The 12,711-nt window shown below is 68.6% G+C and carries 12 protein-coding genes; 2 read left to right on the top strand and 10 right to left on the bottom strand.

The window, feature by feature from the left end; translation table 11 throughout:
• Nucleotides 1–178 precede the first annotated feature (178 nt).
• Together ACGFX9_RS26490 and ACGFX9_RS26485 are read left to right on the top strand one after the other, a co-directional pair.
• The gene (locus ACGFX9_RS26490) at nucleotides 179–754 is read left to right on the top strand and encodes a hypothetical protein (RefSeq protein ID WP_393476850.1); all 576 of its coding nucleotides are present in this window, start codon (nucleotides 179–181) and stop codon (nucleotides 752–754) included.
• Complete coding sequence (locus tag ACGFX9_RS26485) at nucleotides 747–1,772, top strand: hypothetical protein (RefSeq protein ID WP_393476847.1); 1,026 nt, start codon at nucleotides 747–749, stop codon at nucleotides 1,770–1,772. The genes ACGFX9_RS26490 and ACGFX9_RS26485 overlap by 8 nt, the downstream gene beginning before the upstream one ends.
• Nucleotides 1,773–1,977: 205 nt before the next feature.
• Here the strand turns inward: ACGFX9_RS26485 and ACGFX9_RS26480 are convergent, their stop codons facing one another.
• The 10 genes from ACGFX9_RS26480 to ACGFX9_RS26435 all read right to left on the bottom strand — a co-directional run bounded on the left by ACGFX9_RS26480 (nucleotide 1,978) and on the right by ACGFX9_RS26435 (nucleotide 12,707).
• A complete protein-coding gene (locus tag ACGFX9_RS26480) occupies nucleotides 1,978–2,601 on the bottom strand; it encodes a hypothetical protein (RefSeq protein ID WP_393476844.1) in 624 nt (207 codons plus the stop codon).
• A 666-nt stretch (nucleotides 2,602–3,267) separates the two neighbouring features.
• A complete protein-coding gene (locus ACGFX9_RS26475) occupies nucleotides 3,268–6,699 on the bottom strand; it encodes a LysM peptidoglycan-binding domain-containing protein (RefSeq protein WP_393476841.1) in 3,432 nt (1,143 codons plus the stop codon).
• Nucleotides 6,700–6,733: 34 nt separating this feature from the next.
• Nucleotides 6,734–7,123: a hypothetical protein gene (locus ACGFX9_RS26470; protein WP_393476838.1), complete on the bottom strand. Its 390-nt coding sequence runs from the start codon at nucleotides 7,121–7,123 to the stop codon at nucleotides 6,734–6,736.
• Between the two features lie 65 nt (nucleotides 7,124–7,188).
• Entirely contained in the window at nucleotides 7,189–7,590 is a 402-nt protein-coding gene (locus tag ACGFX9_RS26465) for a hypothetical protein (protein WP_393476835.1), read from the bottom strand.
• A gap of 110 nt (nucleotides 7,591–7,700) precedes the next feature.
• Nucleotides 7,701–8,102 carry a TadE/TadG family type IV pilus assembly protein gene (locus ACGFX9_RS26460; RefSeq protein ID WP_393476833.1) on the bottom strand — a complete coding sequence of 134 codons (402 nt, stop codon included), beginning with the start codon at nucleotides 8,100–8,102 and terminating at the stop codon, nucleotides 7,701–7,703.
• Between the two features lie 8 nt (nucleotides 8,103–8,110).
• Nucleotides 8,111–8,326: a hypothetical protein gene (locus ACGFX9_RS26455; protein WP_393476830.1), complete on the bottom strand. Its 216-nt coding sequence runs from the start codon at nucleotides 8,324–8,326 to the stop codon at nucleotides 8,111–8,113.
• A gap of 50 nt (nucleotides 8,327–8,376) precedes the next feature.
• Nucleotides 8,377–9,288, bottom strand: a complete 912-nt coding sequence (locus ACGFX9_RS26450; RefSeq protein ID WP_393476828.1) for a hypothetical protein — start codon at nucleotides 9,286–9,288, stop codon at nucleotides 8,377–8,379.
• On the bottom strand, nucleotides 9,285–10,256 hold the full coding sequence (locus tag ACGFX9_RS26445; protein ID WP_393476825.1) for a type II secretion system F family protein: 972 nt from the start codon (nucleotides 10,254–10,256) through the stop codon (nucleotides 9,285–9,287). The genes ACGFX9_RS26450 and ACGFX9_RS26445 overlap by 4 nt, the downstream gene beginning before the upstream one ends.
• Nucleotides 10,253–11,791, bottom strand: a complete 1,539-nt coding sequence (locus ACGFX9_RS26440; protein ID WP_393476822.1) for a CpaF family protein — start codon at nucleotides 11,789–11,791, stop codon at nucleotides 10,253–10,255. The genes ACGFX9_RS26445 and ACGFX9_RS26440 overlap by 4 nt, the downstream gene beginning before the upstream one ends.
• The gene (locus tag ACGFX9_RS26435) at nucleotides 11,784–12,707 is read right to left on the bottom strand and encodes a hypothetical protein (protein ID WP_393476819.1); all 924 of its coding nucleotides are present in this window, start codon (nucleotides 12,705–12,707) and stop codon (nucleotides 11,784–11,786) included. The genes ACGFX9_RS26440 and ACGFX9_RS26435 overlap by 8 nt, the downstream gene beginning before the upstream one ends.
• Nucleotides 12,708–12,711 lie beyond the last annotated feature (4 nt).

Below are 12,711 nucleotides of genomic sequence, written 5' to 3'. Positions count from 1 at the left end.
GCCGGGGAGCCGCCCAGCTGTTCGCGGGCGAGGTCGTCCCCGCGCTTGCGGCGCAGTTGGTGATTACGCCGCCCTTGACTGCCCTGTTGCCCAAGTAACTCCTCGTACGCTTGGATCCGTTTCATCAGCACCAGCGATACGGGCGGCTGAACAAGTTCATTGAGCACGGGGAGCCTTGATGTCATCAGAGGGGGAGCGTCCGGACGGCGGATCCGAAGAGCGCGACAGCTTCGAAGGGGACGGGTTGGAAGAGGACCGGTCCATTCACATCGGAAGCGTGTCGGGCGGCGCCTTCGCGATCGGCGATCATAACTCTGTGGTCGAACTGGCCAGCACAGGCACACAGAACCCGACTGCGCTCGAACTCCTCTCTGCCATGCGGGAACTGCGCACGGATCTGGCAACGCTCTTGGCCACCGACGGCCTGAGGGCGTTCGGCGTGGCACTGGCGGACGCCGAAGAGGAGATCGCCCGACACGGGGGAACTTCACTCAGCCGCCTCTACAGGCTGCGCGAGGATCTCGCGGGAGAGCAAGCTCTTCTCGGCGGACTCGCATCGGCGGGGGCTGTCGCGGCATTGCTCGACGACGCCATGCAGGACCACCCGTCGTGGGCGACACCACCCCCCGCCCCCAGCTCCCCGCCGTTCGGCGGCCCGCCCGCCGGCCCGGGATGGGCAGCTCCCGCTGGCCACACCCCGCCCGGCCCCAGCCCCGGCTCGGACGACGACGAGTGGCCCGAAACCGATGGGTGACATCGCCAAGGGGGCTCTGGGCGGAGCCTGGACTCTCCTGGTGGGCTGGATCCTGCCCACCGCCCTTAATCTGGCCGTCTTTCTCATCGCCGTCGCTCCGAGCTTGCGGGGCCTCAGCGCGTTCGACCGGCTGCGCTCCGCCGTTGCTGTCTCCACCGGCCTGGCCATGCTGACCGGCGCTCTCCTCCTCGGGCTCGTCGCCAACGCCTGCCAGAACTCGCTCTACCGTCTCCTGGAGGGCTACCTTCTGTGGCCAGCCCGCGCCTACGACGCGGGCTGCCGCCGTAGTCGCCGGGTCAAGGACTACCTCGCCGGGCGGCTGACGGTGCTGCGTCTGGAGCGCCGCCAACGCGAAGAGGGTGCCCTGCAGCCGGAGGCGAGTGAGCAGCTCGCCCGGCTCCTGGCCCAGCCTCGCGTCGCCCGCTTGGCCAGCCGGGACCGCCGCCGTACCGCGGTCCAACGTGCACTGCTTCAGGAGCGCTTGGGCCGTTTTCCTATTGACGATGACCAGATAGCACCCACGCGGCTCGGCAACGCGATCCGCCGTTTCGAGGAGTATGGCTGGGACCGGTACCGTCTCGACACACAGCTCTTGTGGAACGAGCTGACCGGCTGCGTGCCCGATCAGATCCGCCGTCAGGTCGATCTCGCCCGCGCCAGTGTCGACTTCTTCGTCGCCCTGCTCTTTGGCCACGTCGTCGTGTGCGTCCTGGCCGCGCTCGCCCTGGCCACCGGCCGGCCGGACACCCTACTCGCTCTGAGTACGATTGCCGTACTCACCGCCCTTGTCCCCGTCTGGTACCGCTCGGCGGTCACCGCGACCGACGAGTGGGCGGCGGCCGTGCGCGCCTTGGTCAACACCGGTCGCAAACCCCTTGCCGACTCCCTCGGACTCGACCTTCCCCGCACTCTCGCCGCCGAACGTGACATGTGGGCGATGGTCTCGCGCCTGTCCCGTATCCCCTACCACGAACGTGCGGCCGCCCTCGACCCATACCGGGCAACACCCCCCCGGTGATCCGGAATGACACGATCGTCACGACGGGCCGCGTTGCCGACAACCGTGTTGCTTCACGGTGGTTGTTCGTGACCTAGCGGATGAGGGCAAGGGCGGTCCTTTCAACGCAGGCCGATCGTTACCGATCTGTCTGCCAACCCAGCAGCGGAGAGGACTGAGCCCGCGCAGGACAGGATTGACTGCACAGGTCTAGCTGCAGCGCAGGTCAGCCATGCGCTTGGTTCCGTGTCCCGAGGTTCGGCGGGGCACCAAGGGTCAGTCGGGCAGCGGCCAGGAATCGTTTGCGGTGTTCTGTTTGTGCTTGTATCTCATCCAAGGCCATGTCCTGTTGATGGGGCTCATTCGAGGGGCGCTCCCGCAGGCCGGCATACCGCTGGTGTTCGAGTCCCGCGGCTCTCGCCAGCTGTGCCGCGCACTCATCCATAGATGAGGGGCCGACGACCGAGATGCGCGCAGCGTGCTCTTCCATCGCGCGCACCTGGGCACCCATCGCGTCTACCTCGCTTGCTGAGGGCAGACTCTCGGAGAGGTGGGCCTCACGACCGGACTGATCACTTCGTGACCGCCGCTCTTCAGCGGCTCGGAGGCTCTCGGAGGCCACACGTGCGAAGCCGTCGTAACCGCGCATGAAGCCTTCGTAGGCTTCGAGACGTTGTTGCCGTAGCCAATGAGCATGCTCGGCATCGGCCTGGTCGCGCACCTGCTGGTGCGTGGCCCGTGCAGTTCGCTCTGCCCCGGTTCGCGCGCCCCAGGCCGCCGCGGCACCCCCGATGGCGACTCCCACCAAACCGAAAGCGCCAGTGACTATCGCTGCTATCTCCTGATCCACGCAGAGATTGTGGCGGACTCATCGATGGTTTGCGTACGTTCGCCGACGTGGCGGGCCAAGCTCACTCGTGAACAGCCCTCCTAGAATTCGACCACGCGTGACTGGCCGCGGGCCTCGGCGGCGGAGACGACCTGCAGCAGCCGCTGGCGCTGTTCGCGGTGCTGCGGCAGGAACTCGGGGGTGGTCACGAACGTCGGGCATGTCAGGCAAGCGTTGGCATGCGCGACAGGCCTTCTGAACTGGCAGCCCGCAGTATCCGTTGGGCAGGGCCTGGGGCACGCAGCCGAGCCGCTGCTTGGCCCAGTTGGCTTCGGCGAGCGGAGCGTCGGGATCGACGGTGACGCTCTCGTCCTTGGAGTTGACCTTGCGGGCCCTCTCCCAGTGCCGGCGGACAGTGGGGTCATGGAGCCGCGCGTAGTGAGCGGTCATCTCGCCAGAAGAGTGATCAAGGATCACGCGCACGACTTCCTGCGGGACATCTCGGTTGATCAGCCTGGTTCCGAGAGCGTGGCGCCATTGATGGGGCGTTAGTGCACCGGACGTCCGTGCTCATCGCGGACGTCACACCGTTCCAGCCAGCGGTCGAGCTGTCCGCGATAGGAGTGCGTGGTCAGTGGCCGGGTGCTGTCGGGGAGCAAGGCGGTGGTGGCCGTATCTGGGGAAATCTCAATGGCCGCCGACAGTCTGGTCAAGGAGTTGGCGTATGAGCTGTTCCGTCTCCATCTCCGGGGACAGGTCCAGCGAGCGGTTGACGGTCTCCAGGCGGGAGATCGCGGCGTTCAGCCCTCCACGATTGCCCGCGGCAGCTTCGATCTTGAACCACGTGCGGTAGAGGAGTTCGGCGATCTGGTCGACTTCCAGTCCGGTGGCGATGGCCCGGCGGGCGAGGGTGAGGTCGTGGTGGGGGCCGGCGGTCAGACGGTAGGTGGCGACGGTGTGGGCGACGTGCACGATGCGCAGGGTCATCTCTTGTTGCAGCGGCTCGCTCCAGGGCAGCGGCTGCGCTCCGAAGGGACGGCCGTGGACCTGGTCCAGGGCCTTCTCCAACTGGCCGAGTCCTGCCGGGCCGTGGGGGAGGGCTGCTTCGGCGGTGCGCTGGAAGTGGTGCCAGTCGCAGCACACTTTATCGGAGAGGGCGTAGGGGTCGGATTTGATGGCGCGGCGCGGTACATAGGGGTCGCCGTTCTCGTCGTTGCCCAGGCTGCGGCGCAGTCCGCCCAGTCGCGCGTTGAGCGTGTCGGTCGACCAGGGCTTGGCCGGGTCCATGTCCGCGCAGAGTGTGGCGGCGCTGCGTCCGGGCTTCAGGTGCAGCAGCGCAGCGAGTTGGGCCTCGCGGGTGCCGTGTCGGGAGGCGGCGACTCCAGAGAGGGCAACGGGACCCAGAATCTGGATGACAGGATCCCTCGGTCCGGCATGCTGGGGTGGGGTGTGCGGTGCGATGGAGCGGTTGGGGGCCATCTGCAACCAGGGGAGCGGGGTACTGGCCTCTGCTGGGACGGTTTCCTTTTCCTCTTCCTCCTCCTTGGCGTGTGCGGCTGGGGCATTGGGTCTGTCGGGAGTATCTGAAGGGGTGGGCAGGTTGATGGCGGCCGGGGACGATGAGGCGGCCAGCAGTGCCGGGAAGACTCCGAGGTTCGCGGCGTCCATAGGGCTGTCGTGTCCGCCCTCGTTGGCCGCGTCGGCCGCCACTGGAGGTGACGTGGGCGAGGCGGAGTCGGTGATACGGCTGGCGTCGGGGGTCTGGTCCGGTTGCCGGGTGGCTGTCGTGGTGCGTGTTGCGTGGGCGGTCTGGGTTTCGCAGGGCACGTGCTGCCACGGTCCCTTGGCGGGGTGGGCGTCCTGGCCGGAGACGGCCAGCGCGGCGGTGATCTCGTCCACGGCCTGGCGTTGAAGGCGTTGCAGGGTGATCTCGGTGCCCAGGATGTCGATGCGCTGGGGCTGGCTGCTGGAGGCGTCGATGACTTCGCTCTGTTCGAACAGCAGGTCGATAGATGGCGACGTCGGCGCGATGAGCGCCACCTGCATCACGTCGGCGGCTTTGTCGAAGGTCTCGGCGATCTGCCAGGCGCTGTCCGCCGTGAGCTGCGGCGCGCAGAGGATGAGATATGGCGGGCGGTTGCCGGTCGGTTCCTGATGGGCCTCCAGCAGGCTTTCGGCGAAGTCGCGTGCGGTGTGGGCGCTTTCGCGCATGTAGGCGATTCGGGAGGTCGGCAGGAGGTGATTCAACCCCTCTCCGAAACCGGTCACCACGACTTCCGCCTCCGTGCTCCAGGGGCTCATGCCCAGCTCCAGCGCCATCGAGGTGAGGATCTCCTCGACCTGCTCCTGCTGGCCTTTGAGCAGGATGACGCCGGCGTGGGGCAGGTTCAGCAGCACCAGGTGCCCGGACGCATCCGCTCCGATCGTCGCCAGCCCTGGATAGGGGGCATCCACCTGCGCCGCGTCCTGCTCCTCCAGCAGTTCGACCCCTTCGTCACACACCCACCACCCGCTCTCGATCGAGGTGAAGGGGGGTGCGGGGGTGGCTTGGAGGTCCTCGGGCAGGATCTGCACGCTGTTGCCGGTGATCCGGGCGCCACGCACGGCAGGCAGCTGATGGCCGTCGCGGCCAGCTTGGCAGGCCAGCGTCCGCAACGCCTGGTCCAGGCGGAGCGGGCCTGCGGGTTCTGCGGTCTGCGCCATCTGCGCCTCGGCCGGGGAGACTTCCTCGGGTATGGCGATCAGCTCGCCGGGTCTGGCGCGGCGTCGTTGCAGGATGCGTCGGACGGTCAGCGCGAGCGTCACCGCGGCCGCCAGCGACACCAACACTCCGGCCGTGCGGGTGTTCAGCACACTCGAGGGTTTTTCCGTCACGCTGGACGGTGCGGGGGCCGGTGTGGAAGGTGCGGGGCTCGCAGAGGAGTTGGGGCTGGCCGGTGACGTGTCGCGGTCACGGTCGGATGGCGGCGCGGACGGCTTGTCTGTGGTCTGATCCGGGGTCGGTGCAGGGGTGGGCTTGGCCGGCTCGGTGGGCTTGCCGGCGCTGTCCGCAGGGTCGCCTCCTTCCTTCCTGCCGTCCTTTTCCTGACCCTTGTTCTGGTCTGTGTCGTTGTTCTTGTGTTGATCGTCCTTCTTGTCACCGGAGGAGTCGTGCTTGTCCTCCTGGCCGTCGTGAGGTGCCTTGGGTGTGCTGGCCGCCGGGATGGTGATCTGCTGGCCGGGGTAGATCAAGTCGGGGTCGCGTAGGCGGGGCAGACCGGCCGGCTGGTCGTGGTTCTTGGTCGCTGCGTAGAGCTGGCGCCAATGCGCCGCGTCGCCGGTCTCGTCCTCGGCGATCCCAGACAGCGACTCACCCGGCTTGACGGCGTGGGTGTGCTTTTTGCCCCGCTCACCACCCTCGGCTGCGCTGATCGGCTCGTCGCTGGCGGCAAGTTGCACGTGAGGTTCGGGTGCCGGGGAGGTGCCGGCGCGCGAGGCACGGGCATCGGCGGGCAACTGCACCGTCGTCCCGGCGGGCAGGAGTGTCGTGTCGGGCAGGTGCGGGTTGAGGGCGCGGATGTCCTGAGCTCGGGTGCCGGAGCCCAGGTACTCCACGGCCAGGTCCCATACGGTTTCGCCGGTCTCTCCCACCGCATGTACGGGCCCCCTGCCCGTGGCGGTCCGCGCTGCAGGGGTGCTGTGCCGCGCATCGGTCTGGGTGGCTGGGGTGATGTCGCGGCTGGGGGCGGAAGGTTGTAGGGGCGCGGTGGCAGCCTGCGCGGGTACTGGGGCGGCCATTGCGGTACCTGCGGGCAGCACAAGAAGCCCGCCCAGCAGGAACCCGGCCAGCCGCTGTGGGGCACCCAGCGTGCGGCGTTGCCGCCGGATGGGGCGGCGGTGCAGGAGCCGGGGGAGTTCCGCGAGGACCCCCAGGGCGAACCATCCCCACAATGTCCAGGCCACCAGGGTCAGCACGGTGAACAGCACGTGTCCGTCGTCGGGGGACGTCAGTGTCTCGCTGAAGTCCGAACCGCTGGGCATACCGCCGGGCAGCGTGCCGGCCTTGGCCAGCACCCAGGGCACACCGACCAGAAGCAGCGCGAGGGCAGCAAGGCTGACCGCCGCACGCGCCAGGCGCACAGCGAGGGCATATGGGCCGGGGGAGTGGGGCATCTCAGGCTCCGGGGTCAGTGCGTTCGAGCGTGACGTCGACGTGCGTGGTGACCTGCATGCTGGAGTAGCCGAATCCGCCCAACAGCAGCGTGTGGTAGGTGTCCGTGACGGTGATGTCGATGCTCTGCCCGTCCTGGGCCACGGCCACCGCACCCTGCACACCCGCATCGGCCAGAAAGGCCTGCGCGGTGGTGACGGCCTTTTGCGGGTCGGCGTGGGTGCCCTCGCCGGTGATGGCGTCGGGTCCGTTGATCTCCTGTCCGGCGCTGCGGGCTGCTTCGGCGGCGATGTCCTCAACGTCCGCGGACGCCATGAGTAGGCGGCCGCCGTCCACGAGCAGCGCGAGCAGGCCGATCATGACGATGGCGAAGCCGAGGAAGTACAGGGTCACCGAACCTCGCTCCCTCTCTGCCTGGCCACGCACGCGCAGGGCGCAAGACACGCGCTGGTGAAGGCTCACTCAGCATTCCCCTCACCGGTGCGGTCGACGTAGCGGTCCACTGCGCTGTGCCGCGTCGCGGTGAGTGTCTTGGATCCAGGCAGCCCCGGAACGGCCAGCTTGGCCAGGGGGATCGTGCAGTCAACGCGTACCGTGACGGTGCCTGGCTGTCCGGGCTGGGTGGGGAAACCACTGGTGTCGATGACGATGTCCGAGTTCGCGCAGGTGCGCTGCGCCTGGCCCAGTGAGTTCAACGCCGCTTGGCGGCCGCGCGCTTGAGCCGTGTCGGGATCGTCGGATGCGCTGGCTGCGCGGGCGGCGGCCGCGGCCGCGTTCGCGGCGGTGCTGTCGCCCAGTCCGGCCAGCCCGAACGCCGCGATGATCCCCAGGATCGGCACCAGCACGGTCAGGCACAGCATCGCCTCCAGCGTGTAAGAGCCTCGGTCGCCACCGGCCCGCGCGCGGCGTGCCACGCCCCCAAGGAGCCAGAGCGCAGCGCAGATCGGCGTGGGGAGACGGGGGAGCCGGCTCATTGGTTTTGCTCCACGGTGTCCTCGGCGCTGCGCTCGATCCGAAGGTCCCACGGCAGGAAGTTCATGACGCGGCCGGTCACCGTGACCCGCACCCGGTCACCGGTGGACCCCGCGGTGCTGACCTGGGACTGCTGGACCACCCCGACCTGGCTGAGCCAGGCCTGGGCGCGCTCGGCGCCTTGCCTGGGACTCGACTGGAATTCGGCGCCAGTCTGCGCGCCCTTGCGGGCCGCGGTGTGGGCTGCGGTGCTGGCCAGGAAGAAAACTCCCAGCTGCAGGACGATGCAGGAGATGACCAGCAGGATGGGCGCGATGATCAGGAACTCCAGGGTGGCGATCCCGCGATCCCCACGGCGGCCGCGTGCAGCGTCCACGCGGGCCCGCGACCAACGGCGCATGCGTGGTCTCATGCGCCGACGGCGGCCTTGAACCGGTCCATCAGCGTGGTCGACGTGCTCTTGAAGACGGTGCCGAACGCGACGGCCACCCCCAGGACGACCGCGCCCAGGATCAGCTTTTCCAGAGTCTCCATCCCGGCATCACGGCGTGTGCCGGACATCTTCTCCGCCTGGGTCAGCCACGCGGTGTGCAGCCGGACGGCGGCCTGGTCGAGCAACCTCATGATCTTTTCCCGTCGTTTGTGCCGCACAGCAACGCGCAGTGCGGCGGATGTCAGATGTTGGTCAGGGCGCTGAACGCCGGATAAGCGAACATGATCAGCACGACGGTGAACAGCACCGTGCCGGGCACCACCAGGCGTTCGGAGGCCGAGTTCGCCTCCGCCTCGCGGTCGGTCAGCAGCCGCTGGCGCAGCAGCAAGGCCTGGGTCGCCAGCGTCTTTTGGATCGAGGCACCTGCTCCGGCCAGCGAGAACGACTCCGCCGGGGCCGCCAGTTCAGGGATGTCGAGCTGCTCACCCAGCTGCTTAAGGGCCTCCCACTGCGGGATGCCGGCCAGCTCGGCGCGCTTGAGCGCGGCGCTGATCCGGGTCAGGATCCAGTGGTCGCCGACCTCGGCGGTGCGCTGCACTGCCGCCTCCGGCCCCACGTTCGCGCCCCGCTCCAGCTGTGCCCGCTCCAGGAACGAGGCGATGGCGTAGCGCACCTCCAGGCGAGCCGCCTTTGCCTGGCGGCGCACGTTGGCGTCGGCGTCGAACCAGATGTAGGCCGCGAAGGCAAGCGATGCCAACAGCGGCGGCGCCCACGACAGCCCAAAGCCCGCCAAGCTGAGGAACAGGCCGCCGACTTGCACCATCACCATGGCCAGCAGCGAACCGAGGACCTTCGTCCCAACGTGGTGGGCCACTGATTTGTTCAGCAGTTCCAGGTCGGAGCGCGGCACGCTCAGCCGGTGACCATGGGAGGCCAGGATCTGCTCCCCGGCCCGCTCCCACACCGATCCCTGCTGGCGGCCACGCCGCGTATCCGTGGGCGTGGAGTTGCGGCGGCCCGGACCTGGGGTGGTGTTCTCCAGCCGGTCCAGGACGGCGTCCATGTCGGGGCGGGAAGGCAGCAGTTCTCGCACCAGCAGGAACAGTCCACCGCCCACCACTGCACCACACGCGAGTGCTTCAGGCGAGTTCACAGCAGGGCCCCTTTCGCCTTCTGCTTGGCGGGCTTGGCCGCTGCACCCAAGGCGCGGGGGGCGCCGTCACCTGCCGCAGCGGCCGACGGCAACGGGGCCAGCAGACGCGGGGCGGGCTTCGATTGTGCGAGCTTGCGCATCCCGACCAGCGCGCCGGCGAACATCAATCCGAGCACCAGCATCACCAGCTGCCCGGACGCCGTGCGGTAGATCTGGCCCCAAGAGGGGTTGGTGAGGATGTACACGGCGATCGCCAGCGAAATGATCGACACCCAGCGGGTACCGGTACGCACCTGGCTGCGCTTGGCGTCCAGGCTGCGCAGCGAGATCGCTTCCTGCTCGGTGAGGCTGGCCATGGACTGCAGGGCCCGGCTCAACCCCGGCCCGTGGTCCTTTGCGTGGGTGAGGAAGAGCATCACGGCGTTGTCGACGGCGCCGTCCGCGAACGCGTCGGCGAACTGCCGGTAGGCCATGGAGGGGTTGGCGCCCACCCGCAGGCGTGCGGCCAGCAGCCGCACCTGCGGACGGATCACCTGGGGTGCCCGGGTTGCTGAGGCGGTGATCGCACTGTCCAGGGTGCCGCCGGACTCGTGGACACCAGCCAGCTGCTGCATCCACTCCGCCAGCGCCTCCAGGCGCACGATCTGCCGACCACTGGTCCCCGCCGGGTTCCAGATCCACGGGAGCCCCAACACCGCCACACCCGCCAGCAATCCATGCACGGGGCGAGCCCAGTACAGCCAGGTCCCGACCGCGGCCAGCGCGGCGGCGATGACGATGAACCGGTAGCGCCGCGCCCACGCATCAGGCAGCGCCGCCTGGGCGGCCTGCCAGCGCACCACCCACCGCGAGGGAGGCCTGTCCGCGGCAACCGGCACGCGGGTAACGCCACGAACCACCAGCAACAGGCCAGCCACGAGCACCGCGCCGCACAGCGCGGCCAGCAGACTCCACTGATCGCTGCTCATGCGGCGCTCTCCCTTCTGCTGACCAGGTCCAACGGGCTGGGCCAGGCTCCGTATTGGGGCACGGTCAGCCAGCGCCGGTCGAAGCCGGCCAGGCCTTCCAGCTCGGTGATGCAGGACGGCGCCAGCTGCGGCACCCCGCGCGGATCGGAGCCGTTGGGGGCGAAGATTTCCTGAATGGAGGGGTGGCCGCCTTCGCCGGGCTGGACCTCCAGGACATGCGAGATGAAGCGGTGTCGGCGCCCGCCGACCCGGGTCTGGTTGATCTGCTTCAAATAGACGACGAAGTTGATGCTCGTGCCCACCAACTCGTGGACGTCGTCGCGGTGCATGCCCCGGCACAGGGTGACTAGGCGGGGCAGCACCAGGTTGGGGTAGGCGGCGTGCAGCGTGCACATGGATCCGGCGCCGCCCGCGCTCATCGCCTGCAGCATCGCGATCGCCTCACGGTCACGGACCTCACCGACGATCACACGCGTGGACAGCATGCGCAGCGCGTGCGGGAACATGTCCTCCACGCTGATCTGGCCCACCGGATGGCCGTCCACGAGCTCACCGTTGGACTCTCGGGACTCCATCGCCAGGAACTGGGCGCCGCCTTGGTGCTGGTCCAGGAACAGTTCCCGGTCGGACTCCAGAGTGACCACCCGCTCTTCCGGGGGGATCTTCTGTGCCAGTGCCCGCAGCAGGGACGTCTTGCCGGTGCCCATGTCCCCGGCGAACAAGATGTTCTTCTTCGCCAGGACCAGGGCGTGCAGGAAGGCGGACTGCGCGGGGGAGAGGGTTCCCCACTCCTGCAGTTGCTCCAGGTTCGAGGCCAGCACACGGTGGCGGCGCACACCGAGGAAAGGCACCGGGGTCAGTGTGGTGGCTTCGGCGCGTGAGCCATCGGGCAGGCGGAAGCTGACCATCGGCGAGGAGGCAGACAACCGCCGCTCGCGGTGGCCGGAGTTGGAGGCCAGCCGGTTGATCAGCGCGATCAGTTCGTCGTCGTTCTGTGCGACGGGCGGGACGTTCGCGGTGGGTCGGTTGTAATAGTCGACCTGGACGTCCTCGCCCAGGACGACGACGTTTTCCACGTCCGGGTCGTCCAGGTATTTCTGGAGCGGACCGGCGTGGAACAGGGCGTCGTAGACGGCTTGTGAGAGTGTCTCGACTTGCGCTGGTGTCAGGGCCTTGTGGCGGCGTGCCTGGTCGACGGCCCATCGTGAGACTCGCTCGGCGACCAGTGAGCGTGCCCGTTCGCGGCGTGCGCTCTCGTTGGGCAACGGTTCCTGGTCATCGGCCGCGACGATGTCGTCGCTGACGGCGTCCCGCAGATCAGCGATGTCCTGCGGAGAGGCCGGGATTGCTCCCTGCGCGGTGACGTCCACCGCTGTAGGAGACGGCCATGCGACCGCAGGGCGCAGCGCGTGCGACGTGGCTGCAGGTGTGCCTGGCGCGGTGGGCCGCAGGGCCTGGCTCAGCACATCCTGCAACCGGGCTGGTGTCCCGTTCGTGCCGTTCATGGCGGGCGCGTCGCCGTTCGATTCAGCCACGCACACTCACCCCCAGACGCGGATCCTGAGGCGGCACCGGCGGAGCCTGCCGACTGGAGGAGAGCCGCTGCAGCACCTGGGCCACCACGGGAGAACTCACCGGAGGCGCGGGCATGTCCAGCGCACGGCGCCGGGTGTGGACCTCCACCCCGATCGCCTGCATGGTCTTGCGGGCCTGCTTGATCAATGGCAGCTTCGCCAGTTTCGCCGGGCGCTGCGAGCCGTGCGTGAACAACGTGCCTGCTGTCGCATCCCACGGCAGCATGTCGACCACCGGCACAGCGAAACGCCGCGCAATCGCATCGGTACGCAACCCGCCCGCGGACAGGGGCAGTTCCTGAATGACCAGCACCCGCAACGCATCCGCGCCACTACCATCGCGTTCCAGCTCACCCTGCAGCACACGCGCCACCGGAAGCGTCTGAGCCACCGACGTCAGCGAGTTGCGCACCACCAGCAGCACCACATCCGCCCGATGAGCCAACACCGCGGGAAACAAACTCGGATGCAGGCCGCCGCCAGCAACAACCACCTGCCCGGCATCCACCACCACGTCATAACCCGCGTGCTGGTCCATCGCCAGCAGCAGCAACGACAACGGCTCCCACGTCCCGGCCAGCGCACCTGCCTGCGTCGGATCAGTCAGCCCCGGCAGCAGCAGCCGATTTCCCTCTGCATCAAGAGGGCGCAGGTGCGCCTCGAAGGCTTCAGCCAGCTGGTTTTGCAGGTGCGCCTGGGCCAGGTGCCACAGGCCTACGTCCCCGCCCCAGGCTCCCTGACGGTAACCGGTACGGATCGAGGCCTGCTTCGCCGCCGCCTCCACCAACAGGGAAGGGCGCACGCTGGAAAGAGCTAGCCCCAGCGAGGACACGGTGACACCACACCCGTGCCCGCCGGCCAATACCATCACGGACATCGGC

The sequence above is a fragment of the Streptomyces sp. NPDC048436 genome (assembly GCF_043200355.1).
Lineage (GTDB): Bacteria > Actinomycetota > Actinomycetes > Streptomycetales > Streptomycetaceae > Streptomyces.
This window is presented reverse-complemented; position numbering and strand designations above follow the sequence as displayed.